Origin of the sequence: Phaeobacter sp. G2, from assembly GCA_025163595.1 — a bacterium.
Lineage (GTDB): Bacteria > Pseudomonadota > Alphaproteobacteria > Rhodobacterales > Rhodobacteraceae > Pseudophaeobacter.
The window spans coordinates 1,380,108-1,405,053 of sequence record CP104100.1 but is presented as its reverse complement, the minus strand read 5'-3'; the positions used below and the strand labels follow the sequence as shown (position 1 = coordinate 1,405,053).

The 24,946-nt window shown below is 60.0% G+C and carries 26 protein-coding genes; 4 read left to right on the top strand and 22 right to left on the bottom strand.

Annotation, left to right across the window (positions count from 1 at the left end):
- The first annotated feature begins 111 nt into the window (after window positions 1-111).
- Window positions 112-510 (top strand): DUF2306 domain-containing protein, encoded by a 399-nt coding sequence (locus N1037_06725; GenBank protein UWS80703.1) that lies wholly within the window; start codon window positions 112-114, stop codon window positions 508-510.
- Window positions 511-525: 15 nt separating this feature from the next.
- Window positions 526-1,050, top strand: coding sequence for a hypothetical protein (locus N1037_06720; protein UWS80702.1), 525 nt, complete (start codon window positions 526-528; stop codon window positions 1,048-1,050).
- 62 nt (window positions 1,051-1,112) lie between these two features.
- Here N1037_06720 and folD read toward each other — a convergent pair whose 3' ends face one another.
- From folD to ruvC, 18 genes are all read right to left on the bottom strand, one after another.
- Entirely contained in the window at window positions 1,113-2,015 is a 903-nt protein-coding gene (folD, locus tag N1037_06715) for a bifunctional methylenetetrahydrofolate dehydrogenase/methenyltetrahydrofolate cyclohydrolase FolD (protein ID UWS80701.1), read from the bottom strand.
- A 39-nt stretch (window positions 2,016-2,054) separates the two neighbouring features.
- The gene (locus N1037_06710; protein ID UWS80700.1) at window positions 2,055-2,360 is read right to left on the bottom strand and encodes a chorismate mutase; all 306 of its coding nucleotides are present in this window, start codon (window positions 2,358-2,360) and stop codon (window positions 2,055-2,057) included.
- A 60-nt stretch (window positions 2,361-2,420) separates the two neighbouring features.
- Window positions 2,421-4,097 carry a formate--tetrahydrofolate ligase gene (locus tag N1037_06705; GenBank protein UWS80699.1) on the bottom strand — a complete coding sequence of 559 codons (1,677 nt, stop codon included), beginning with the start codon at window positions 4,095-4,097 and terminating at the stop codon, window positions 2,421-2,423.
- Between the two features lie 186 nt (window positions 4,098-4,283).
- Window positions 4,284-4,859 carry an MOSC domain-containing protein gene (locus tag N1037_06700; protein ID UWS80698.1) on the bottom strand — a complete coding sequence of 192 codons (576 nt, stop codon included), beginning with the start codon at window positions 4,857-4,859 and terminating at the stop codon, window positions 4,284-4,286.
- Window positions 4,860-5,127: 268 nt separating this feature from the next.
- Window positions 5,128-7,101 (bottom strand): ATP-dependent zinc metalloprotease FtsH, encoded by a 1,974-nt coding sequence (gene ftsH / locus N1037_06695; protein ID UWS80697.1) that lies wholly within the window; start codon window positions 7,099-7,101, stop codon window positions 5,128-5,130.
- A gap of 24 nt (window positions 7,102-7,125) precedes the next feature.
- Window positions 7,126-8,409, bottom strand: a complete 1,284-nt coding sequence (gene tilS / locus N1037_06690; GenBank protein UWS80696.1) for a tRNA lysidine(34) synthetase TilS — start codon at window positions 8,407-8,409, stop codon at window positions 7,126-7,128.
- Window positions 8,400-9,233 (bottom strand): tol-pal system protein, encoded by an 834-nt coding sequence (locus N1037_06685; GenBank protein ID UWS81320.1) that lies wholly within the window; start codon window positions 9,231-9,233, stop codon window positions 8,400-8,402. The genes tilS and N1037_06685 overlap by 10 nt, the downstream gene beginning before the upstream one ends.
- A gap of 13 nt (window positions 9,234-9,246) precedes the next feature.
- Window positions 9,247-9,747, bottom strand: coding sequence for a peptidoglycan-associated lipoprotein Pal (gene pal / locus N1037_06680; protein ID UWS80695.1), 501 nt, complete (start codon window positions 9,745-9,747; stop codon window positions 9,247-9,249).
- Window positions 9,748-9,860: 113 nt separating this feature from the next.
- Window positions 9,861-11,189 (bottom strand): Tol-Pal system beta propeller repeat protein TolB, encoded by a 1,329-nt coding sequence (tolB, locus tag N1037_06675; GenBank protein UWS81319.1) that lies wholly within the window; start codon window positions 11,187-11,189, stop codon window positions 9,861-9,863.
- A gap of 155 nt (window positions 11,190-11,344) precedes the next feature.
- On the bottom strand, window positions 11,345-12,514 hold the full coding sequence (locus N1037_06670; GenBank protein UWS81318.1) for an energy transducer TonB: 1,170 nt from the start codon (window positions 12,512-12,514) through the stop codon (window positions 11,345-11,347).
- A gap of 27 nt (window positions 12,515-12,541) precedes the next feature.
- Window positions 12,542-13,048 (bottom strand): protein TolR, encoded by a 507-nt coding sequence (tolR, locus tag N1037_06665; protein ID UWS80694.1) that lies wholly within the window; start codon window positions 13,046-13,048, stop codon window positions 12,542-12,544.
- Window positions 13,049-13,051: 3 nt separating this feature from the next.
- The gene (gene tolQ / locus N1037_06660; protein UWS80693.1) at window positions 13,052-13,747 is read right to left on the bottom strand and encodes a protein TolQ; all 696 of its coding nucleotides are present in this window, start codon (window positions 13,745-13,747) and stop codon (window positions 13,052-13,054) included.
- Window positions 13,748-13,936: 189 nt separating this feature from the next.
- Entirely contained in the window at window positions 13,937-14,323 is a 387-nt protein-coding gene (gene ybgC, locus N1037_06655; GenBank protein UWS80692.1) for a tol-pal system-associated acyl-CoA thioesterase, read from the bottom strand.
- Between the two features lie 95 nt (window positions 14,324-14,418).
- The gene (gene thpR / locus N1037_06650) at window positions 14,419-14,973 is read right to left on the bottom strand and encodes an RNA 2',3'-cyclic phosphodiesterase (GenBank protein ID UWS80691.1); all 555 of its coding nucleotides are present in this window, start codon (window positions 14,971-14,973) and stop codon (window positions 14,419-14,421) included.
- 3 nt (window positions 14,974-14,976) lie between these two features.
- Complete coding sequence (locus N1037_06645) at window positions 14,977-15,624, bottom strand: hypothetical protein (protein ID UWS80690.1); 648 nt, start codon at window positions 15,622-15,624, stop codon at window positions 14,977-14,979.
- 503 nt (window positions 15,625-16,127) lie between these two features.
- Window positions 16,128-17,159, bottom strand: coding sequence for a Holliday junction branch migration DNA helicase RuvB (ruvB, locus tag N1037_06640; protein UWS80689.1), 1,032 nt, complete (start codon window positions 17,157-17,159; stop codon window positions 16,128-16,130).
- 111 nt (window positions 17,160-17,270) lie between these two features.
- Window positions 17,271-17,966 carry a Holliday junction branch migration protein RuvA gene (ruvA, locus tag N1037_06635; protein UWS80688.1) on the bottom strand — a complete coding sequence of 232 codons (696 nt, stop codon included), beginning with the start codon at window positions 17,964-17,966 and terminating at the stop codon, window positions 17,271-17,273.
- Window positions 17,963-18,460: a crossover junction endodeoxyribonuclease RuvC gene (ruvC, locus tag N1037_06630; protein ID UWS80687.1), complete on the bottom strand. Its 498-nt coding sequence runs from the start codon at window positions 18,458-18,460 to the stop codon at window positions 17,963-17,965. Before ruvC ends, ruvA begins: the two co-directional genes overlap by 4 nt.
- Window positions 18,461-18,830: 370 nt before the next feature.
- Here ruvC and N1037_06625 point away from each other — a divergent pair, with 370 nt between their 5' ends.
- Window positions 18,831-19,049, top strand: coding sequence for a DUF1127 domain-containing protein (locus N1037_06625; protein UWS80686.1), 219 nt, complete (start codon window positions 18,831-18,833; stop codon window positions 19,047-19,049).
- 391 nt (window positions 19,050-19,440) lie between these two features.
- Here N1037_06625 and N1037_06620 read toward each other — a convergent pair whose 3' ends face one another.
- From N1037_06620 to N1037_06610, 3 genes are all read right to left on the bottom strand, one after another.
- Entirely contained in the window at window positions 19,441-19,785 is a 345-nt protein-coding gene (locus tag N1037_06620) for a hypothetical protein (GenBank protein ID UWS80685.1), read from the bottom strand.
- A 104-nt stretch (window positions 19,786-19,889) separates the two neighbouring features.
- Entirely contained in the window at window positions 19,890-20,762 is an 873-nt protein-coding gene (locus N1037_06615) for a 50S ribosomal protein L11 methyltransferase (GenBank protein UWS80684.1), read from the bottom strand.
- Between the two features lie 118 nt (window positions 20,763-20,880).
- Window positions 20,881-22,116, bottom strand: a complete 1,236-nt coding sequence (locus N1037_06610) for an MFS transporter (GenBank protein UWS80683.1) — start codon at window positions 22,114-22,116, stop codon at window positions 20,881-20,883.
- 240 nt (window positions 22,117-22,356) lie between these two features.
- On the opposite strand from N1037_06610, the gene N1037_06605 reads away from it, so the two are divergent.
- Window positions 22,357-23,430: a YeeE/YedE family protein gene (locus N1037_06605; protein UWS80682.1), complete on the top strand. Its 1,074-nt coding sequence runs from the start codon at window positions 22,357-22,359 to the stop codon at window positions 23,428-23,430.
- A gap of 146 nt (window positions 23,431-23,576) precedes the next feature.
- On the opposite strand, the gene N1037_06600 is transcribed toward N1037_06605, so the two are convergent.
- Window positions 23,577-24,884, bottom strand: a complete 1,308-nt coding sequence (locus N1037_06600; GenBank protein UWS80681.1) for a M10 family metallopeptidase C-terminal domain-containing protein — start codon at window positions 24,882-24,884, stop codon at window positions 23,577-23,579.
- Window positions 24,885-24,946: the final 62 nt, after the last annotated feature.

Genomic DNA, 24,946 nt, shown 5'->3' with positions numbered 1-24,946 from the left:
ACAAAATTCCCTGCATTTCACGAAGCCATCTGGCCTCTGGCGTAAATCACTTTGCCGATATTGCGCTGAAATTGCCATGGGTTGAGGGCAGATATCAACCATGGACCTCCAATGACATTTTCACCGCTTTTCTCTGCGCCCTGGCCCATTCAGGTTCACGCCTGTGCTGCCCTGGCCCTTATCCCGCTGACCATCGCCCTGTTCACCCTGGTGCGCGGCAATCGCCTGCACAGGGTCCTTGGCTGGGCTTGGGTTTTGCTGATGGCCTGCGTCGCCCTGTCGAGTTTCTGGATCCAGGAGATCCAATTGATTGGCGGCTTCAGCCCCATCCACCTGTTGTCTCTGGTGACCCTGGTGTCGCTGGTCGTGGCTGTTTCTGCCGCGCGCGGCAAGCGCAGGGGCCGGCACCGCCGGGTGATGACCTGGCTCACCTATGGCTCTTTGACGGCGGCTGGCGTTTTTACCCTGCTGCCTGGGCGGCTGATGCATGCCGTTGTTTTTGGTCTTTGAACAAGGAATATGATGATGAACTTTCTAACTGAATTTCTGCCTGGCATCGTGACCGGCATTGTAACGGGCGCCCCGATCTGGATCTGGCCGCTGCTGTTTTTGCTGATTGGACTGGGAATTTTCTGTAGCCGGGACCGCAAAATTTCGATCCTGCCCTATTTCCTGATGCCACTGATTGCGCTGACCACCGTCCCTACCCTGATGGCGCAGCAACGCCCCGAGCTGGCCGTAACCGCCTGGGGCCTGGCCTATCTCTGTGGTATCCTTGGCGGGTATCGGCTGCAGGGGCGTTGGACCCTCTCCCGCACCGGGCTGCGGGCTGAGGTCACCGGAGAATGGCTGAGCCTCTGCGTCATGATGTTGTTGTTCTGGGCCAACTTTGCCAATGGCGTCTTTGCCGCTGTGGCGCCGGACCTGACCGCAGGGCTGGTCTATCAGATCCTGTTCCCGGCCCTGCTGGGGCTGGCCTCTGGCAGTTTTCTGGGGCGGCCCCTGCGCATCCTGACCTGGCCCAGCACCAGAGGCGCAGCTTTGGCCTGAAACAACACAGGGCACCCTGTTTAGGGCGCCCTGCTGGTTTTAAATCCAAAAGGTCGGCAGGATCAGGCGGTCAGGCCTTCGGGCTCTGCCAGACCATTGGCGCGGCAGCAGGCGGTAACCGTATTGGCCAAAAGGCAGGCAATGGTCATCGGGCCAACGCCACCGGGAACCGGGGTGATGGCACCGGCACGTTCCGAACAGCTGGCAAAATCAGCGTCGCCGACCAGCTTCATCTTGCCTTCGCCCTTTTCCGGCGCCGGGATGCGGTTGATGCCTACGTCAATGACGGTGGCGCCTTCTTTGATCCAGTCGCCCGGCACCATTTCAGGGCGACCCACAGCGGCCACCACGATATCGGCACGGCGCACCACCTCTGGCAGGTCTTTGGTGCGGCTATGCGCGATGGTGACGGTGCAGCTATCGCCCAGCAACAGCTGAGCCATCGGCTTGCCGACGATATTGGAGCGGCCAATCACCACCGCATCCATGCCAGAGAGGCTGCCGTGATAGTCACGCAGCATCATCAGGCAGCCCAGCGGGGTGCAGGGCACCATGGACTTTTGTCCTGTCCCCAGCAGGCCGACGTTGGAGATATGGAACCCGTCCACGTCTTTTTCCGGCGCGATGGAATTGATGATCAGGTCTTCGTTCAGATGATCGGGCAACGGCAGCTGCACCAGAATACCATGCACGGCAGGATCATTGTTCAGCCTATTGATCACCGCCAGCAAATCCTCTTCCGAGGTATCGGCCTCCATCTTGTGCTCATAGGAGTTCATGCCGACCTCAACAGTCTGCTTGCCCTTGGAGCGCACATAGACCTGGCTTGCAGGATCTTCGCCCACCAGAACCACGGCAAGACCGGGAGTAATGTCGTTTTCTTCCTTCAGCCGCGCAACATGCCCTGCGACTTTTTCGCGTACCGTGGCGGCGAAGGCTTTGCCGTCAATGATGTTTGCTGCCATTGCATTCTTCCTTTTACCGCGAAACCAAACCGGTTCGCCTTATCTCTCGTGGATCACTCGCGCCTCACGCGCAATCGACCATTCCACCAGCTGGCGCCACAGGCCCTCGATCAGATCCGGGTCCAGCCCGGACTGACCCGCCTTGGCGCGGGCGTTGCTGATGACTTCCTCTACCCGAGCCGGGATCCGTGCCGGCCAGCCATTCTGGCTTTTGAGCTCAACCGCCCGGTCAATATACCCCGCGCGTATCGCCAGGAGCTCTACCAGCATTTGGTCCAGATCATCAATCTGGACCCGCAGTTCGGTCATGTCAGCGCAGTTCTGCGCCGGGGTCAAATCTGTCATCACTTAAAACTCATACGGCCCGAGAGAGTGTCTCGGGCCGCAGAAAGCGCATTTTGCGTCTTAGAACAAGCCTTCGATCTGGCCGTCGTCATTTAGGCAGATATTCTCTGCTGCAGGGGTGCGGGGCAGACCCGGCATGGTCATGATCTCACCGCAGACTGCGACGATGAAACCAGCCCCTGCCGAAAGGCGTACTTCGCGAACCGGAACCGAATGGCCAACAGGCGCGCCGCGCAGGGTTGGGTCGGTCGAGAAGGAGTACTGGGTTTTCGCCATACAGACCGGCAGGTTGCCGTATCCTGCCTCTTCCCATTCTTTCAGCTGGTTGCGGATCTTGTTGTCAGCCAGCACTTCGTCCGCGCGGTAGATACGCTTGGCAATCGTGTCGATCTTGTCGAACAGTGACATGTCGTCAGGATAGATCGGCGCAAAGTTGGCAGATCCGGTATCGACGATTTCAACAATTTTCTCGGCCAGCGGCGCGGAGCCTTCCGAACCCAGCTCCCAGTGGCGCGACAGAACCGCCTCAACACCATGGGTTTCTGCATAAGCTTTGACCGCGTCAACTTCGGCTTCGGTATCAGTGACAAAGTGGTTGATGGCAACAACAACAGGCACACCAAAGCTTTTGATGTTCTCGATGTGGCGACCCAGGTTGGCACAACCATTGTTCACCGCCTCGACGTTTTCAGCGCCCAGATCTGCCTTGGCAACGCCGCCGTTCATCTTCATCGCACGCACGGTGGCAACCAGAACCACAGCCGACGGCGCGATACCGGCCTTGCGGCACTTGATGTTCATGAACTTTTCAGCGCCAAGATCAGCACCAAAGCCCGCTTCGGTCACAACGTAGTCACAGACTTTCAGCGCGGTTTTGGTGGCGATGACCGAGTTACAGCCATGGGCGATATTTGCAAAAGGACCGCCGTGTACAAAGGCTGGGTTGTTTTCCAGGGTCTGTACAAGGTTTGGCTGCATCGCGTCTTTCAGCAGCACGGTCATGGCGCCTTCTGCTTTGATGTCGCGGCAGTAGACGGCGGTTTTGTCGCGGCGGTAGGCCACGATGATGTCGCCAAGGCGCTTTTCCAGGTCTTTCAGGTCGGTGGCCAGGCAGAGGATCGCCATGACCTCGGAGGCCACGGTGATGTCAAACCCGGTTTCACGTGGGAAACCGTTGGACACGCCACCCAGGGAGGCGGTGATCTGACGCAGGGCGCGGTCGTTCATATCCACCACTCGACGCCAGGCGACGCGACGGATGTCGATGTCGCATTCGTTGCCCCAGTAGATGTGGTTGTCGATCATCGCCGACAGCAGCGAATGCGCCGAGGTGATCGCATGGAAATCGCCGGTAAAGTGAAGGTTCATCTCCTCCATTGGCACAACCTGTGCATAGCCGCCGCCAGCAGCGCCGCCCTTCATGCCAAAGTTTGGCCCCAGCGAGGCCTCACGGATGCAGACCATGGCGTTTTTGCCAATGCGGTTCAGGCCATCGCCCAGCCCCACGGTGGTGGTGGTCTTGCCTTCACCCGCAGGCGTCGGGTTGATCGCGGTCACCAGGATCAACTTGCCATCGGTACGGTCCTGCACCGAGTTGATGAACTCCTGGCTGACCTTGGCCTTATCGTGGCCATAGGGCAGCAGATCACCGCTCGAAATTCCGATTTTGGCACCAATCTCTTGGATCGGGAGCTTATTCGCCTCGCGGGCGATCTCGATGTCACTCTTGTAGCTCATGGCCTGGTTCCTGAATGTGAGAAAACGAACACCGGCCTGAATTTACCGGTTCTGTCTCAGATTTAGTCAGAATGTGGCAGCTTGCGCGCGTGGTTTCCGACATTTTCCGGCCGTGAAGCGGCGTCCCCCAAAGTTTGAGGGAACGAAAGTTGCCAAAACGAAAGTTCTGTCCCCGATGGGGTGCCCCTAGGGCGCCCAGGCGCGCTGATCTGGCACAAACAGCTGCAGGCTGTCGCCGCGTTTCAACTGCCCCGGGCGCTCAACCCAGGCAGTGATTCCCCGGCGCCCACGCGCCGCTGGTTTGAACTTGGGGCCAAAACCTGCGTGATCTTTGTCAATTTCGCGCCCCGGAAAGATGCAGGGGCGGTTCTCCATGTCCACGGTCAGGGTGACCCCATCGGGCCCCTGCAGCCGGGAGGAGGGCGGCACATAGGTGAAATCCGGGATACCACGCAGCACCAGGTTGGCCCCCAGGGCGGCAGGATCGACCCGTTGCAACCCCATATCCGCCGCGATCAGCGCCAGCTCCTCCTCTGACAGGATGCTCAGCTGTCTCACGTTCCGGATGGTGGTCCCTTCTGGGTAGAGGTTACGCATACGCACACAAGAAGCGCGGTTTTCACCCTGGTGACGTTCCCCGCTCACCCCGTGAAAACCAAGCGTCAGAGCCGCCACTTGCGTGGACGCAATGCCGCTATCGGCACCGGTTTCCCCAGCCCAGACCACTTCACCTTTGAATTCTGTTTCCAATAATACCGGCATGTCTCGCCCCTTTTCCCCAGATACCACGTAGGCTTTTGTTGGCGACAATAAGACTATCCCCGGCAAGAGAAAGCCCTCTTTCGGGTCGGATCGCAAAGCGATCCGACCCGGGCGCTGCGGCGGCGGGCAGCTTTAGCTGCCCGCCGCCGCAGCGCCACCCCCAAAGCCAGCCAAAGCGCAGTTCCTTAAAGAACACCGCCAAACGAAAAACCCCGGGACGCCAATGCAGCATCCCGGGGTCTATTACGTTTAGTGCGGCTCAAGGGCCTCAGGAAGTTGGTTCCGGCTCCAGGCCCGAATCAGTTTCCCCATCTGAGGAGGGTTTCTTGGGCTTGGCTTTCGGAATGGCTGTGACCGAGGAACTTCCCTGATCTTCATCCGAATCGTCGCCCTTTTCATGCGGCGGCTCGCCCTTCATCACCCGCTTGATCTCATCTCCGGTCAGGGTCTCATATTCCAACAGCCCCTGCGCCAGGCGCTCCCATTCGTCCTGATGCTCTGTCAGGATCTCAAAGGCGCGGTCATAGCCGTTCTGAATGAAGGTACGGACCTCTTCCTCGATCAGCTCTTTGGTATGAGCCGATACAGAGAAGCCAGTGGTATTGCCGCTGTAGCCCTCATGGGCTTCAGCATAGTCAATGTTCCCCACCTTATCGGACATCCCCCAGCGCATGATCATAGCGCGAGACAATTGGCTGGCCTGCTGGATATCGCCCGCCGGACCGTTCGACACATGGTCTTCGCCGTATTTAATGATCTCAGCCGCCTTGCCTGCCATGGTCATGGCCAGCTTCTGATTACACTCATCCTTGTGCCAGTTGAGGCGATCCATCTCCGGCAGCGACACAACCATGCCCAGGGCTCCACCACGGGGAATGATCGTCGCCTTATAAACAGGATCACATTCCGGCAGTTTCAAGCCAACAACCGCATGGCCTGCCTCGTGATAGGCGGTCTTTTCCTTCTGGTCCTGGGTCAGCACCATCGAGCGACGCTCGGCCCCCATCATCACCTTGTCCTTGGCGGATTCAAAATCCTCCATGGTGACAAAGCGACGGCCAACGCGAGCTGCCATCAGGGCAGATTCATTGACCAGATTGGCCAGATCCGCCCCGGAGAAACCCGGAGTACCACGGGCAATAATGCGCAGATCCACGTCAGGCCCCAGCGGGGTTTTGCGGGCATGCACGCCAAGGATCTTTTCCCGGCCTTTGATGTCGGGATTGCCAACGGTGACATTGCGGTCAAAACGACCCGGACGCAGCAAGGCAGGATCCAGCACGTCTTTACGGTTGGTGGCAGCCAGGATGATGACGCCCTCATTGGCTTCAAACCCGTCCATTTCAACCAGCAGCTGGTTCAACGTCTGCTCACGTTCGTCATTGCCGCCACCATAGCCGGCGCCACGATGGCGGCCCACGGCGTCGATTTCATCAATGAACACGATACAAGGCGCGTTCTTTTTGGCCTGCTCAAACATGTCGCGCACCCGGGATGCACCCACGCCAACAAACATCTCAACAAAATCAGAGCCGGAGATGGTGAAGAACGGCACACCGGCCTCCCCTGCGATGGCACGGGCCAGCAGGGTTTTACCAGTACCGGGAGGGCCAACCAGCAGTGCCCCCTTAGGGATCTTACCGCCGAGCCGCGAGAATTTCTGCGGGTTGCGCAGGAACTCGACGATCTCTTCCAGTTCCTCCTTGGCCTCATCAATGCCGGCAACATCGTCAAATGTGACGCGACCATGCTTTTCCGTCAGCATCTTGGCCTTGGATTTGCCAAAGCCCATGGCCCCGCCTTTGCCACCGCCCTGCATCCGGTTCATGAAATAGATCCAGACACCGATCAACAGCACAAAGGGCAAGAGGGTGATCAGGAAAGACTGGAACCCAGACTGCTGCTGCTTTTCAGCGCGCACCGGAATGTTATTGTCGATCAGCAGCTTTGTGACTTCCGCATCCGACGGCCGGATGGTCACATACTTCTGACCATCGGACGTGGAAAAGCGAACCTGCTCGCCATCCAGAACCACGGTGCTGACCTGACCAGCTTCCACCGAGGTGACAAAATCCGAGAAAGAGCGCTCATTGCTCTGCATCGTACCGCCTGAGCCACTGAACAGATTGAACAGCGCCAGTATCAAGACGAACAGAACAACCCAGAAGGCGATGTTACGTGCGTTACCCAAGGAATATCTCCTAATATCCGGGCATCCTCGCAGGACGCCCTCGTTGCGCATAAAATAAGGAACATTCAGGCAGGTTCAATGCGATAAAAGCGATGCGAAGAACTCTTCTGCACTATTTATCGGTTCTGCACTGCATCCATTGGCGAATCCGGCCAGTGGCGCCGCCATCAGATTGCCCTCCCGCCACAGCGATGGGGTGACTTCCAGAACCGGCGCAGGACAGCCCTCTGCCCGCCAGTCCGGGCAGAGCTTCACCCCCGCCGCACCCAGGGGGCGCACCTCGCAAGCCTCTAATTTTCCTGCAAAAACCCGCCAGCGCTGATCCCACACCTCACCTGGATCGCCAGCCGCCTGTTGCACGGTGGCAGCTTCCCGGCAGATCCAGATTTTGTCCCGGTGGCTCAGGATGCGGCAGCCCGCCAGGGTGGATGAACCGCCCCGTTGCGCAATAGCGACAGCTTCGATCATCGGCTGTCGCCTCGGCGCGTATTGGCCACCAGAAACCCATAAAAGTGCCTGAACCATCAACCGATGCGAGATCTCATCCGGCAGAGTTCGGAATTTTCGCAGCTCAAAAACCACCGCCCCGGCCTTGATTTCAGCAAGATCCCGCGCTGTTAAGAAGGCATACCAGCCCAAAGCGGTCTGCGCCTTTCCCATGTTCTGCGCCACGGTGACCAAAGCGGGCACTGTCAGTCCCAGATCTTCCAGAACAGCCAGCGCCTTGCGGGTTTTGATCCGGTCGTAGGTCTCATCTTCGTTTGACGGGTCTTCAATCCAGCTCCGTCCCATAGCCCGCAAGTAGTGCCGCAGGTCGCTGCGGCGCAGACCCAACAGCGGCCGCTGCAAGGAGACCCCATCCTGGGTTCGCCGCCGCGCCATACCGGCCAGGCCATTCACCCCAGCGGCCCGCTTCAGGCGCATAATTACCGTTTCAGCCTGATCATCCGCGGTGTGGCCAAGCGCTAAAACCGGAATGCCGTTTTGCCGCGCCCAGGCGGTCAACAGCGCGTAACGGGCGCGGCGAGCCTGATCCTGCAGGTTCCCTGTAGGCTCTGGCCCTTCGCCCCAGGTCAGAATGTCATGGCGCAGACCAAGCTGTTGCGCCATCTGCGCAACCTCTTCGGCCTCTTGCCGTGATTCGGGGCGCAGCTGATGATCGACGGTTGCCACCATCAGTTCGACCGGGTCATCGCAAAAGCAGTCTTTGAGAAGATGCATCAGCGCGACGGAATCGCCGCCACCGGACACCGCGATGCCGATGCGCGCAGGCAGCGGTGGGGTAAACTGCTGGCGCAGGGCACTCACCAAATCATCCCCGCCCAAACCGCCAGCCGCATTGGGCTGCGTCAAGAGCATCCCAACGCGGTCATTTCGGCCTCAGCCGGCGCGACCATATCGCCCCCCGCAAACCGCACGCCCACCTCTGACAGGGTAATGCAGGCTTGATCAAGCTGCCCAAGACGCCCCAGGGCGGCGCCCAATTCAAACAACGCCTTTGGCGCGGTCTGGCCATTTGCATCGCCAGTAAAGGAGGCCAGATAGGCGCGTGCCGCTTCCCGCGTGTCCCCCAACCCGTCCAGCGCCTTGCCACGGCTGAAATCGGCCTCTGGTGCCAGCGGGCTGCCGGGATAAGACTGGGTGAAGATTGCAAATTTTTCCGCCGCCACTTGGTAAGAGCCCGCGTCCAAATCCTGCATTGCCCGGTCAAAATCGGCCTGTTCCCCAACCGCCAGTTCGCTGCCGCTGTCAGTGGCCGCCTGGCCGCCGCCCGATGTGCCGCCCGCCGCCAGGGCTTCTTCGCCGCCCAGGGTGCTGGTCTCGCCCAGGGCGCCGATATCGCCGCCTTCCAGCTCAACCAGGCGGAATTCCAGATCGCCAATCCGGTTGGTGCCATCGGCAACAATGCGGTTGATGCGATACTCCAGCTGCTCGGTCTGCGCCGTAAGCCGCTGTAACCCAGCCTCAATGGCCCCAACCCGGTCGAGAACAGAACTGCTGGCGGCCACGGTGGAATTCACCCCGCCTGTGGTCGACAGCTCGCGCTTCAGACGCTGGATGTCCACGTGCAACACGGTCAGCTCCTGACGGATGTCCGCCAGGGTTTGCTGATCCTGTGCAAAGGCCGGTGAGACCAGAACCGAAGTCCCAAACAAAGCACCGACAAGAAAGGCCGCTCGCATCAGACGCATCATGTTACCCCGTCAATCCACCCGCCAGCACGGTGACGGCACGGCGGTTTTTGGCATAGCAGCTTTCGGCAGAACAAATCTCCAGCGGGCGTTCCTTGCCGTAGCTGACCACTTGGATCCGTGAGCCGGCAATCCCCTGCGAGATCAAATACTCCCGCGCGGAATTGGCGCGACGCTCCCCCAGGGCCAGGTTGTAGATCCGCGTCCCCTGTTCATCGGCATGGCCCTGAATGGTGACGGTGTAATCTGGATTGGCCGTCAACCAGCGTGCCTGGCCTTGCAGGATGGCTTCCGCTGTGGGGTTCAAACTCGACTGATCCACCAGGAACAGCACACGGTCCCCGATGGTTTCTTGAAAATAGGCGGGGCTGGCCGGATCCAGGTTGGAGCCAATGCCGCCAGGACCGCCGGCGCCGCCCGCTCCGGTATCGTCCCAGGAGGTGTTACTACAGGCTGAAAGCCCCAAGGCCGCAACAAGCACAAATGCCTTCTTAAAACCGCTCATGACAGTGTCTTTTCCTTTGGTTTCTTAGCCCTAATCTATCACAGAGATTGGGCCGATTCTATGCAGGTCTTCCAGTCTTGCGTTTTCATGCCGGTCCGCCCTTTGACCACCTGTTATTTTTGCAACGGTGACCAAGCCGGGTCCGAAGCACCATCCGGGGTGCGCACCGGTTTCAGGTTCCGCCCCAGGATATCCACCGAATACAGCAAGGCCCGGCCATTGGCCCCCTGGGTTTCACGGGTGAACATGATCACCCGGCCATTGGGGGACCAGCTCGGCCCCTCATCCAGGAAAGAGGCCGTCAGCAGGCGCTCTTCGCTGCCATCCAGCCGCATCACACCAATGTGAAAGCGGCCTTTGCTTTGTTTGGTAAAGGCAATCAGATCTCCACGCGGCGACCAGACCGGGGTGCCATAGCGCCCCTTGCCAAAGCTGATCCGGCGCGCTTCACCACCACTTGCCGCCATGACATATAGCTGCGGCGTACCCGAGCGGTCGCTTTCAAAAACAATCTGGCTGCCATCGGGCGAATAGGACGGCGCGGTCTCGATTGAGGGCGCATTGGTCAGACGCTGACGCGCCCCGGTGGCGATATCCATGGTATAGAGATCGGTGTTGCCGCCCTCGGCCTGCGAATAGACCACAGTATTGCCATCAGGCGCAAAGCGCGGCGCAAAGCTCATGATGCCCTTGTCTGCCGACAAAACCCGGCGCTGCACCTTGCCCACATCCAGCACATGGATCTGCGGAAAGCCGCTCTCGTAGCTGGTATAAAGCACCCGGTCGCCAGTGGGCGAGAACCGCGGCGCCAAAACCAGGGCGGCGCTATTGGTCAGATACTGCACGCCTGCCCCATCATAATCCATAATCGCCAACCGTTTGCGGCGGTCGTTTTTGGGGCCTGTCTCGGAAACAAAAACCACCCGGCTGTCGAAATAGCCGCTTTCGCCGGTGATCCGGCTATAGATGGCATCTGCCACCTTATGCGCCATGCGCCGCCAGCCATCTGTGGTGCCGTTGAATTGCAGGCCCGAGCCCAGCTCCTTGTCGGCAAAGACATCATAGCCGCGAAACCGCACGGTCAACTGCTTGCCATTGACCGAAACCGACCCGGTGATCAACGCCTGGGCATTCACCGCTTTCCAGTCGGCGAATCGCACCGGCGCGTTAAAATCACTCACTGTGGAGATATGCGCCGAAGCGGGAATTTCGCGAAATAACCCGGTGCCGCTGAGATCCGCCGCGACCACCCGGGTGATCTGATTGGCCAGCTCGGCCGCTGCCGGGGTTTCGGGCAGAAAATTGGGCACCGCATAGGGCAAGGGTTCGATCACCCCATCGGTGATTTCGATCCGCAGCGGCCCGTCCTGGGCCTGGGCTGCGCTGCCAGTGGTCAGCAGGGGCGCCGCCACAAGAAGAAGGCTTGCCAAAAGGCCTGTCAGGGTGCGCCTCATGTGCGTCGCGTCCTTTCCGAGGTGAGTATCAGTGCGGTCTATCAGGGCAGTATCGGGGCTTGGGGGTGTCAATGCAGGGGGAAAATCCCCCCTCCCCCTGTCATAGTCGAGCCCCGGCCGAGGCGTGATCAAATTCTGGTGTCTCATTTGATGCGCATCTTTTCTGGATTAAAGGTCATGACGATGTCCCGCCAATGGTCATATTTGTCGCTGGGCAGTTTAAACCCCTTGGCGCCACAGCGGATGATTGCCCGGCGTGCCGCCTCATAGGCCTGTTTGGCCGCTCCGGTTGAGCCCCCGGTGCTGGAAACCATGCGGATGGTGCCGGTTTTGGGCCGCCCGTCCGGATCCAGCGAGACCGAAACCTCGACCGTGGTTTTCAGCGCTTCGGTGGACAGCGAGCCGACGTTCCAACATTTGGAGACCGAAACCCGCAGCGCGTCTTTTTCCCCCACCGTCAGCGGCGGGCCAGCGGGCTCTGGTGCTGCCACCTCGCCACCACCTGCAATGGCCGCCGCCAAAGCATCCTCAATCGCTGCGGACTGGTCCTCTTCTTGCGGCGTCGTTGGCGTGGCAGGTGTGGGTTCGGCAACCTCGGCAGGGGTGGCTTGCGGCCTGGGTCTTTGTGGCCGTGTCCTGGGCCGGACTGAGGTTACCGGCGCGGTCACAGGTGGCGCGGGCTCTGCCTCGTCGCTTTCATTGGCTTCGGTGACAATCCGGTCACTGGCAGCCTCGGGGGCGGTGGCTTCCTGCACCTCTTGTTCGCTCAAGGCGCCCTGATCCGGGCTCACTTCGGGCTGCACCAGATCGTCAATTGCCACTTCCTGTTCTGGCGCCTCCACCGGCACCGGGGCCACCCGGTCCGCCGGGCGGACCTGCTCTGGGACCGCAGGGCTGGGGACAATCGCCGGGGCGTCCGTTGCCTGCTCGGACGGGGTTTCCGGTTCTGGCAGCGTATCGGTGATCTCTGGTTCCGGCTCTGGCTCTGGCAGCGCCGCCACTGGTGTTTCCACCACAGGGGCCGGGGTGGCCTGCGGCGCAGTGGTTTCGGAGCGGGTTTCGGGCCGGGTTTCCGGGCGGACGGACACCTCGGGCGGTTCCTGCGCCGGGTCAGGTGGCGTCAGGTTGCTCGGGGTTTCGGTAACCTCAGGCGCCTGGATCTGCTGGCTCAACCGGGCGAACTCATCAGCCGAGATCACCGCAACCTCTTGCACCGGAATCGGCAAAGGCTCTGACGGCAGCCAGGCGCCAAAGGCAGCCCAGCCCACCAAAAGGCCGTGCCCCGCAAGAGAGATTTTGGTTCCGGTTTGCAGGCCCATTAAACTGCCTCAAGCTCCCGCTTATTGATCCGCGCTGCTGGCTGGCGCGCCTGTGGGGACGGGTCCAGCTGTCGGCTCGGGCCCGGCCACATCCGTCACCAGACCAACATTGGCAAAGCCGCCTGCGTTCAGCGCCCCCATCACCTGCATCACTTCGCGGTAGGAAATCCCACCATCCGCCCGCAGATAGATGCGCTCAGAGCTGCGCTCTGCCGCAATGGCGCGCAGTTTGGAGACCAACTCGGCCCGCGCCACGGGGGTTGTCTGGATCTGGATCTCACCGCCCAGGATCATCGTCACAGTCAACGGCTCTTCCTGCTCACTTGGCAGCGCCCCCGCCTCGGTCTTTGGCAGATCCACCGGCACGCCAACCGTGGTCAGCGGCGCCGCCACCATAAAGATGATCAACAACACCAGCATTACATCGACAAAGGGCGTCACGTTGATTTCGGCCATGGGCCGCGCCCGGCCACGGCGCCGCCCGCGCCGCCGCGTCTCCGAAGAGCTCTGTTGAACCGCTGCGCCCATGGCTCAGGAGTCCAACTGACGGCTGAGGATGGTGGCAAATTCGTCGGCAAAGGCCTCGTAGCCACCCAGTATACGATCGCTGTCGGCGCTCAGTTTGTTGTAGAACACCACCGCCGGGATCGCCGCCAGCAGGCCAAGCCCGGTGGCCAACAGCGCCTCGGCAATACCGGGGGCAACCACCGCCAGATTGGTGCTTTGCTGCTGCGCAATTTCGATAAAGGCAGTCATAATGCCCCAGACCGTGCCAAACAGCCCGACAAAGGGCGCGGTAGAGCCAACGGTGGCCAGCACCGACAGCCCGCGCTGCAGGTCTTCGGTCTCTTTGGCAATGGCCACATCCATCGAGCGGTCAATCCGCGCCTGAGCACCGGGAATAAGCCCGCCATCGCTGCGATGGCTGCGCCGCCATTCCGCCATGCCAGCGGCAAAAATGCGCTCTGAATGGCCCGAAGGCTCCGGCCCCAATTGGTCAAACAGCCCATCCAGCGGCTCGCCGGACCAAAAAGCCTGATCGAACAGCGCTGCCCGGCGGCGGGCCTGACGGTAGTTGATCAGCTTTTGCACGATAATCGCCCACGACCAGATCGAGGCTGCGGTCAACAACAGCATCACCAGTTTCACGGTAAAGGTGGCCCGCGCGAAAAGACCCCACATGGAGAAATCAATCTCCTGCGCCAGCGCCAGAGTTTCTGCTTCCATTTGCCTGCTCAATTCTCTGCCGGATCGCTCCGGTCTTACGTATTTGCCGCGCGCCCCATTTCAGGAGCCCCGAGACGTTCTGCTTGTTGCCATCACTCACGATCAGCCGTCTGTTGCGGCCTTATTTACAGGCACGCTAGCGGAGTTCAGCCGTAAAAGCCAATCAAACAGTGCACAAAGGCGGTAATGTTACAGCAATGCGCGAATCTCTGCCGGAAGCCGCGTTGGCCGCCCGGTTTCAGACGAGATACACACCGCCGAAACATGGGCCCGAAACAGCGCGGTCTCGCCGCGTTTGACCAGCTGCCCCATATTCAATCGCGCCGGTGTCAGTTTGGTCACCTCGGTCTCGATCAGCAGCTCGTCGTCGTATTTTGCAGGCGCCAGGTAATCCGCCTCAATCCGCTGCACCACCCAGATCACCCCTGCATCGCGCATGGCGTTTTGATCATTGCCAAGGCCACGCACCCAGTCGCTGCGGGCCCGCTCAATGAACCGCAGATAGTTGGCGTGATAGACGATACCGCCCATGTCGGTATCTTCGTAATAAACGCGGACCGGAAAGGTATGGATCATTGGCCTGTGCTCCTGTGCTCTGCTCAGCAACCTAAAACCCATAGAAATCAGCTACAAGCCCCGGTAGACTTGCTGCGGCATGTTCCGTTGCGCTCTCAGGCTGTCTCTGCTTCCAGCGGGTACTGCGCCAGCGCCTCGTAGCGCGCGCCATCTGGCAGCAGTGTCGATTGGTAGAGCGTAATCTGCTGCACCGTAAAGACCGGAGTGGTAAAGCCGCCAAAATGCTGCAGCAGTTGATGGACAGCCTGCACTTGTCCCGGCTGCAGGCGCGCCCCAAACCGTGCCAGTGTCACATGGGGGCGAAACCGGGCGCGCGGCAATGCCATACCGCAGGTCTGCGCCACAGTGCGCAGATGGCGATGCACCGCGGTCAGCGCCGCATTCGGGGTGACTTGCGCGCTCAACACTCTTGGGCTTTTGCCCCCCATGACGCCAAGCCCGCGCAGTTCCAACTGCAGCGGCGGCGCCTTCAGCTTCAGCAACTCCTGGTGCAGTGCCTCCAGCCGCGCTTCCGGCTGCTCATCCAGAAAGCTCAGGGTGATATGCAGGTTCTCCCAGGGCACCAGCCGCCCCACCGGGATTTCGTCCTGCAGTCGTTCCAGCAGATCCAAAACCGGATCCGGCAAAGCCAGCCCTAGAAAGCAGCGCATGGCCTACCCCTGTGTTGGCGCCTGCAATCGCGCAAACAGCCGCAAAGCGTGGGAGGCGTCATTGGCCGAAGGTGGCATCATCCGATCATACCCGGCGGCAATGATCGCGGCAATTTCGGGACGTAGAATTGTGGCACCGGTCTCTGGCAGGATGGCCAGCGGCGAGGTCTCGGCAAAGGCCTGATCCCCCCACAGCAGAATAACCTGCGCCGCCTGGCTCAGCGCCAGGGTTTCAGCCGGCAGTTCAGCCATGGCCCCCTGCATGCGCAAAAACACAAAACTGGCCTGAATGGCGCCGGTGTCATCAAAGCGAAAGGCGCGATACTGGCTGGCGTCGGCCGCTTGCAGCCGCGCCACCAATGGCGCCAGATCCGGGATCAGGCGGCCAAGGTCGGGCACATCCAGCAGCTCGGCCCAGTCGCGGAAGAAAAAGAACATCAGGTTGGAGCCAAGTTCCGGGTCGGTTTCCGCCATCGGATGCCCCGCCAAGGTGGCAACGGCCTCAATCGCCCCTTTCACCACCGTCAGTGTCTCCTCCTGCACCCCAAACACAATGGGCGCGATGGGACGCCCCCAGCGGGCAAACCCATAGGAGCCATCGCTGCGGGTAAACAGGGCTTGGATTTCTTCCGGTGTCAGGTCCAGCGACATGGCGGCACTCCATCAGATTAGGTACAGGCGGGTTGCCGTTCTATGCCCGCCGCAGCGCAAAACGGCAAGCCCGCGCAGCCGCGCAGGCAGCCTGCCCCGATATCGGCCCAGACCTGCGGGTCAAGGAGGCCGCAAGGCCCCGCGCAGCGGCTTGTCCTTGAGGCGCCCGCTGCAAAACAATGGAATGCGGCCTCACGGGGCAGACCCGCCCCTTGAGGCCTTCTCAGCAACTCAAACCCGTTTTTTCAGGTCCCGGCCTCCCTGGCGCATTGTGTTTTCTGGCCCTACGGAAGCCTCCGCATCAGTTCCCTGCCAATCGGTACAGAACAGAGCGAAGCCCGGCAAATCTGCCATCTCATCTTCCAGAAAACGACGCGAGGCGGTACCCCACCCCTGCCAAATCACGCTTCCTGCTGGTGACCTTGCCGTCTCTCTGTGCCTGTGTCACGCAAACACCAGGGTCACGCAAATTGATGTGTCACGCATGGGGCAATCGCAGCTGCTTAGCCAAACAGATCCGTCGCGCGCGGCGGCGGGGCGATGCCCAGGTGGGTCCAGGCCTTCTGCGCCAACATCCGCCCGCGTGGGGTGCGCTGAATCAGTCCTTGTTGCAACAGATACGGCTCAATCACATCTTCCAGCGAGTCACGGCTTTCACTCAGCGCTGCTGACAGCGTCTCGATCCCCACCGGGCCGCCGCTGTAGTTTTCGGCAATCAGCCGCAAATAGCGCCGGTCGGCGCCATCCAGCCCCAGCCTGTCCACACCCAGCCGCGTCAGGGCCCCATCCGCCAGGTCTCGGGTGATGCGCCCATCGCCCTCGACCACCGCAAAGTCCACCACGCGGCGCAAGAGCCGCCCGGCGATCCTTGGGGTGCCGCGTGCGCGCCGCGCGATCTCACGGGCGCCCTCCGCATCCGCAGGGGTGCCCAGTTTGCGGGCATTGCGGCTGACGATCTCAAACAGCTCATCCACCGTGTAAAACTGCAAACGGGTGGGAATGCCAAAGCGATCCCGCAGCGGCGTGGTCAACAGCCCCATGCGTGTCGTCGCCCCCACCAGGGTGAAGGGCTGCAACTCAATGCGCACGGTGCGCGCCGCCGGCCCCTCGCCAATCACCAGATCCAGCTCAAAATCCTCCAGCGCGGGATACAGGATCTCCTCCACCACCGGGTTCAGCCGGTGGATCTCATCAATGAACAACACATCCCGCGCTTCCAGATTGGTCAGGATCGCCGCCAGATCGCCGGCCTTGGCCAGCACCGGCCCCGAGGTCATGCGAAAATTCACCCCGAGCTCCCGCGCCACAATCTGTGCCAGGGTGGTTTTGCCCAACCCAGGAGGCCCGTGAAACAGCGTGTGGTCCATTGCCTCACCACGGCGGCGCGCACTTTCGATAAAGATCCGCAGATTGGCGCGGGCCTCAGCCTGGCCAATAAACTCAGACAGTCCCTGGGGACGCAGGGCGCGGTCGCCATCGCTCGCGCCATCCTCAGGGATCGGCTCGGGGCGCAGGGTTGGGTCAGCGTCGATCATCTGGGCCTCTCTGGGGTTGGCGACATGCTATTGTCTGGCCTTCTATTATCTGGCCTTTGGGTCCGGTTGCGACCGCACTCAGGGGCGGGCCTTGCGGTAACACGATGCACCTCATCCCTTTGGGGCCAGCAGGCGCAACGCGGCGCGGATCAGCGCCGCCTCATCGGCCTCCGGGTTGTCACCCGCCGCCTCGGCCACAGCCGAGGCCGCATCCGCAGGGCTGTAGCCCAGATTGCCAAGCGCCGACAGCGCCCCGGCAGAGGCCGCCGCCGCGCCAGAGGGTTTCTTGGCGGCGGATTTGCGCGCGGGCTTTGGCGCCGCTGCGGCAGCCTCAACCGGCTCCACCACCGCGTCAAGATCAGGCCCCTCCATCGCATCGGGCAGGCTGCCGCCCATGGCCATGACGCCGGGGGCCTTATCCTTGAGATCCAGCACAATACGCTGCGCCGTCTTCGGCCCCACACCTTTGGCCGCTTTGACGCTGCCCCAATCCCCCAGAGCAATGGCGCGGCTGACCCCATCCGGCCCCAGGGTGCCAAGGATCGCCAGCGACACCTTGGCGCCAACCCCCTGCACCGAGGTCAGCAGGCGATGCCATTCCTTTTCCACCAGCGAGGTAAAGCCATAGAGCTGCATCAGATCCTCGCGCACCACCATATCCGTATAGAGCGCCACAGGTTCCCCAACCCCCGGCAGCGTCATCATGGTGCGTTCGGAGCAATAGACCAGGTAGCCAACTCCGCGCACATCGATCAACAGATGGTCGCTGGTACGATAGTCCACACGGCCCGTCAGTTTGCCAATCATGCCCGCACCTCCTTGAGCTGTCGTTGCTGGGTGCCACCGTAATAGGCGTGACAGATGGCAATCGCCAGAGCATCCGCCGCATCGGCGCCTTTGGGATCGCAGCCCGGCAGCTGCAGCTTCACCATATGGATGATCTGCTCCTTGCTGGCATGCCCCACGCCCACCACCGTCTTTTTCACCCGGTTGGGCGCGTATTCGCCGGTTGGCAACCCCGCCTTGGCCAGGGTCAGCAGCGCAACCCCGCGCGCCTGCCCCAGTTTCAGCGTCGCAACGCCATCCTTGTTCACAAAGGTCTGTTCGATCGCCGCCTGGGTCGGCTGATAGGCCGCGATCACCTCGGTGACCTGATTGTGCAGCGACAACAGCCGCTCGCCCAGATCATCCCCATCAGAGGTACAGACCCCATTTGCCACATGGCTGAGCCGACTGCCCTGCGATTCGATAACACCCCACCCGAGGTTGCGAAGCCCCGGATCAATTCCCAAAATGCGCATGTTCTGCCCGGCCTTTGCCTATGTGTTCAAAGTATTTTTCCACCAATTAGCACAAAAGGCGAACATCGCCAAACGCTTTCCCAGCGCTGCGCACGGCCCCGATGATGCCCCCGTAGCGACAAGACTGCGTGCAAACCCCCAAAACCTGTTCCAAAACCGACCCTTTGCCAAGGCAGCTGCGACATTTCCAAACGCTGGGTAAAAAGACGCAGATTAGCCTTATTTTTAAAGACCAAAGCTATGCTTTCCGCGCATAGGACGCATGCAATTTTCGCTACTTGCGCGGGCAAAATTTCCTCCCTAAATGCGCAAAATCGCATCAACATCCCGTTGCTGCAAAACAGTTCACTCAGATACGAAGGATGAGGATATGGCTGCTTTTGACACGACCCGCACCACCTATGGCTCCACCGGCCTGTTTGGCCGTATCGGCATTGCCTTTGTCGCCCTGACAAGCTCCGTAATGACTTGGAATGATGCCCGCACTTCCAAGAATGCATTGAATGCTTTGTCCGATCGCGAATTGGCAGATATCGGACTGAGCCGCGCCAATATCGAAGACATCGCAACTGGCAAGCCCGTCTTCTAATACGCACAGAAACGGTCTTATCGGTCATCCTGCGTTCTCCCCGTCAGGATCACACATCCCACCGCCGCGCGCCATCCTGGCCGCGGCGGTTTTGGTTTGCCCAAAGGCGCGGCACAGTCCCGCAAGACAGCAAAAAACCGCCCGGCAGAGCCGTAGCGGTTTAGAGGCGCGTTGAATATTCGGCCTGCTCTTTCTGCGCCGCCCAACCAGACTGGCTGTTGGCAGACAGGTGCTGTCAGACTGGCCCTCGCGGACTGGCCAAATTCAAACTAGCCAAATTCAAACTGACCAAATTCAAACTGGCCAGGTTCAAACTAGTCAGGTTCAAAACGGCTGGGTTCAAAACGGCCGGCAAGCGGGGCGCGAACTGCCCCGTCAGAGTATGAGAGCTTTAGCGCAGAATAGGCCCGGCCTGTTGCGCCGCCCAGACAGAGACTGGATCAGACTGCATAATCACCGCACCCAGCTGCTCTATGGCGCTGCCCTCGGTCAGCTTTGCCACCCGTTCATCATAGGTGTCAAAGCCAAGGGCCGCCATCAGGAAGGCCTTGAACAACAGGAAGGCCGCGACAATCAGGATAAGGACTTTTCCGGAGGTGTTAGACCGGATTTTGCGGGGCTCGATTACAATCAGCCCGTCAGACTTAACACGCGCAGTCGAACCCTGCGAAAAGCCAGCATGCTTGCTCTGCAAACGGGCCACACGACCCCGAAATTCTTGATGTTGAACACTCATAAAGTTGCTCCGAACTGGCCCCCACCAGCGGATAAAACTTTATAGAATCTTAACGATGTGATTCCAAGGGAATTACCTAAAATTAGGCATAAACCTTCGTGAAATCAGCCGTTTCGCTGCAAAAGCAGTGTGGTCCATTCACCAATCACATCGCGTCGCACAAGATTGGTTCCATTCTCGGCATAAACAGAAATGACACTATCGGCCTGCTCGTTGAGAATGCCGGAAAGAATAGCATAGCCCCCGGGGCGCAGATTGGCGCACAGATCCGGTGACAGCGCCACCAGCGGACCTTTGAGGATATTTGCAAAGATCAGATCATAGGGCGCCAGTTCTTTCAGTCCGGGGTGGTCAAAACCTGCGGCCTCCAGGCAGGTGACAGCGCCTTCCATGCCATTGGCCTTGAGGTTGGCTTCGGCAACATCCACCGCCACTTCGTCAATGTCGCTGGCGACAAAATCGCCCTGCCAGACCCGCGCGGCCGCCATGGCCAGAACCGCAGTACCGCAGCCAATGTCAGCCACTTTGGCGCCGACAAACCCTTCTGAAATCAGATGGTCCAGCGCCTTGAGGCAGCCCAAGGTGGTGCCATGGTGGCCAGTGCCAAAGGCCATCGCCGCCTCGATGAGCAGTGGGATGCGTCCCTCGGGCACCGTATCGGCGTCATGGCTGCCATAGACATAGAACCGCCCGGCCTCTACCGGTGCCAGCTCGCGGCGCACATGGGCCACCCAATCGGTTTCCGGCAGCTCGGAGACGGCAAATTCCTTGGCGCCATGCAGCGTCGCCAGCAGGGCCAGCCCCGCCTGGTCCGGCGCTTCGGTGAAATAGCCGCCGACCTCCCATAGGCCCGATCCGTCCTCGACTTCAAAAACGCCAACCCCGGTGGGTTCCGGCATCAGGCTTTCCATCGCCTCGCCCAGAGCTTCGGCTTGGGGTTTGCCAGGCAGGGTGGTCAGGGCGGTAAAGGTCGGCATGTCAGATCTCCAGCTGCAGTGCTCTGCGCCTAGGCCCAAGGCCGCCAGAGGTCAAGAGCAGAGCCACGTTCCACCGCTCTGTTCGCTGTTTTCTACAGTCCGCGCTGCTACTGGGCGGCTACTGGGCGGCAACGCGGCTGCGATATTTGGCAAAAATCGTCTCATTGCCCGGCGCCGGATGGCGCGGCACCAGACAGGACAGCCCCAAAGACACCAGCGCCATTGCCGCCGCCAAGGCAAAGACCAGCGAGGGAGAGATCACCCAGAGAAGCCCCAGCAATACCGGCAAAAACACCGCTGCGATATGATTGATGGTAAAGGCCACAGCCGCCGTCGGCGCGATATCTGCCGGGTCAGCGATCTTCTGGAAATAGGTCTTCAGCGCCAGCGCCAGGGCAAACAACACATGATCCACCACATAAAGGCAGGAGGCCAGCAAGACGCCCCAGCCAAACCAGTAGATGCCGCCATAGAGCGCAAAAACCAAGGCAAGGCCGGTGTATTCGATGATCAAGGTGCGGCGCTCGCCAAAAGCGGCCACAAACCGCCCCAACAAAGGCGCCAACAGAATATTGATCACCAGGTTGATCAGGAACAAGCCCGTGACTTCATGCACGTCAAAGCCAAAGCGCTCCACCATCATAAACCCGGCAAAAACGACAAAGATCTGACGCCGTGCCCCAGCCATGAACTGCAACAGGTAATAGAGCCAATAGCGCTGCCGCAGGATCAGCTTTTTGTTCTGCGGCGTGGGCGAGTCAAACTGCGGGTAGACCAGCAGGCACAGCATGGCAATCAGCGTGGTCACGCCGCCAGCCGCCATAAAGACCATATTATAGCTGAGCTCAAAACTCTCCCACAGCAGCACAATCGCCCCATAAACCACAAAGGTTGCCGCCGATCCGGTGGCAAGCAGCCAGCCCAGCATCTGCGGCGCCCGGTCCTTGGGCAGCCATTGCAGCTGCAGCGACTGGTTCACCGTCTCATAATAGTGAAACCCGATCGAGCTGAGCAGCGTGATCATCAAAATGCCGCCCAGCGAAGGGAACCAGGCGGTCAGCATGGTGGCAATGCCCAGCATCATCAATGAGATCAGCCCAAGCACCTGCTCGCGGACGAACAGGATGATGGCAATCACCCCCACCGCCAGGAACCCCGGAATTTCGCGCACCGTATGCAACAGGCCAATATCGGCGCCGTCAAACTGGGCCACCTCGATGACAAAGTTGTTCAACAGGGCAAGCCAGGCATTAAAGGCAATAGGCATGCAGATCGCCATCACAAACAGCAATGTTGTCGGGCGACGCCACAGCGGCAGATCACGGGCCGCATCCAGGGAGAGAGGTTTAAACATGCCTTTCCTTTACGCCTCTTTTTCCGCCAGCGCGAGACCAAAGCAGCCGCCGCACATACTAGCCCGCATCGACGCACATAAGACGCACAGAAAAGGGCCAGCAGTGTTGGGCATCGCAGAAGTCTAAAACACCGACGTCCACAGGGCCACGCAAGGGGAGCACGCCTATGACCTAAATCAAATCACAAATCAGAATGTGTGTATATAATGCAGCATTTACTTCTTACGGGGGCCAGGGTCATGGATCTGCTTACTCTCATCGAAATCCTGGCCGAACGCCTGGGAGAAGCGCCGTTGGCGGGGCTTTTTGGTCTGCTGACCGGCGTGACCTTTGGCGTCGCTGCCCAGCGCTCTCGCTTTTGCCTGCGCGCTGCCACGGTAGAATTTGCCCGTGGCGGCATGGGGGATCGCATGGCAGTCTGGCTGCTGACCTTTTCAACCGCCGTGGTCTGGGTCCAGGGTGCCGAGCTCCTGGGGCTTATGCGCAGCGCCGATGCCCGCATGATGGCGGTGCCCGGCAGCTGGTCCGGAGCCATCATCGGTGGCTTGATCTTTGGCGTCGGCATGGTGCTGGCGCGTGGCTGTTCCGGTCGCTTGCTGGTGCTGGCTGCCACCGGCAATCTGCGCTCTGTTGTGTCTGGCCTGATCTTTGCCGTGGTGGCACAGATGAGCCTCTCTGGCATGTTATCGCCCCTGCGTGACAAAATCGCTGCGCTCTGGGTCACCTCAGGCGGGCGCAACATGGATCTGTTGGTGGAAGCAGGCCTGCCCAACTGGGGCGGGCTGGCGCTGGGGCTGGCAATTGCAGTTGTCGCTCTGGTGCTGGCGCGCCGCAGCCAGATCAGCGCCTCCCGACTGATTTTTGCCTCCGGGGTCGGCTTTGCCGTGGCTCTGGGCTGGGTGCTGACCTACGGGCTGTCGCAGGTGGCCTTTGATCCGGTGCAAATCGAAAGCGCCACTTTCACCGGCCCCTCCGCCCATACCCTGATGTTCTTCCTTGATCGCAACGCCATTCTGGAATTCGACATCGGTCTGGTGCCCGGCGTGTTCATCGGCGCCATGCTGGCCGCCTGGGCCGCCGGAGAGATGAAGCTGCAAGCCTTTGACGATGCCGCCACCATGCGCAAGGCGATGATCGGTGCAGTGTTGATGGGCTTTGGCGGCATGCTGGCGGGGGGCTGCGCCATCGGCGCTGGCGTTACCGGTGGTTCGATTTTTGTTGGAACGGCTTGGGCAGCCCTGTTCTTTATGTGGGTTGGAGCAATGGCAACCGACCTGTTGATTGACCAGCGCATGCAATCGGTAACCACCTAGCCAAGCAAGGCCCTGACCAAACCTTTATCCTGCATCCCAAGTATAGATGATTTTGGAAGGTAAAGATAAAAGTCTCCTTGGTAGGCAGATACATCAAATCGGCCCCCAACTAACAGGCTGGAGGCCCAAGAGCTTGTGTCTACGGCCTAGATAAAGGTGATGTCGTCCGCCAGGGCGTTTAGGTCAAAAACACCGATCAGACGAAGACTGTCATTGGCATCTGCTCCCAGAACTTCACTGTCCCCAAAGTCGAGGGTGACACCCCGCCGACCCACGGTTCCATATTGGTTGACCAATTGCTCCGCGGTCAGTCCGTCGAACTCCAGCGCCGAGAACAAGAGCTCATCCCTGCCCAGAGTGAAGTCGCGGATCTTGTCTGTGTCATGACCAAAGCCAAAGAAGAACTCATCAGCACCGCGACCACCAACCATGAGATCATCGCCTTCACCGCTGTCCAGGCGATCCGCACCACGGTTGCCAAACAACCGATCATTCATCGCGCCGCCAAACAGTTGGTCGCGACCACCGCCGCCACTGAGCCGGTCGGATCCACCGCCCCCATTCAACGCATCGCGACCACCGTGGCCAGTGATCTGATTGTCAAACTCGTTTCCAACAACTGTGTCATTGCCTGAGCCCATGCGAGCATTTTCGATCTGAGATCCACGCGCGATCGCCAGACTACTGGTCAAATCCGCAACGTCAGAAAAGCTGCCATCATTCAGGTCCAGCCTGTCGTTGGTCGTGCTGTTACGGAGGTCAATCGTATCAGTGCCACCATTGACGCCATCAAACAGGGTAAAAGCAATCGGATCTCGTTCTTCGGTCGCTGGATCGCCATCATCAACCCCAGCATAGAGGGTGGCAAAATGGCGGGACATCGTGTTCCCCTGGCCCCAGGTTGTATCCCCTGCGGCGGCATTAGAGGTGCCGTAGAGCTGTTGGATCGCAACCATATCAGCCATCATCGCACTTGTTGGCTGTGCATAGCTGGCAGTGCCGCCTTCCACCTGATCCTGTGGAATGTAGGACATCACCGAATACTGATAGCTATCATTGGCAAAAGTCGCTCCACCAGAGGTGAAATTATAGTTGCCAAGGTGCCCAAGGCCCAGCGCATGGCCAAATTCATGCACATAGGTCGAGAAAGCGTAGGAATCGAGCGTGACCCCATAGAGGTCGAGCCAAGCCTGATCAACATTGACATAGGAGGTGATGATCTCGGTTGGGTCCGATAACATGAATTCGCTCTGTGCAAAGGCACCGCTTTCCTCATCATCGACGATGATGTCGCCACCGCTCTCGACCTCGACAAACTGAATATCCGCTGCCAGTTCCCAGCTTTCAAGCGCCCAACGCGCTAGACGCTGAGCCGCAGAGGTGATGCCCGTGAGATTGACCTCAATCACATAGCCGACAGAGTTCCCCGGGGTCGCGGAAAAACTATGTTGCACGCTGTTGTTATCACTCCAAAAGCCCGTAGTAAGATAGCTGGCAAACTGATCAAGTGTTCCAT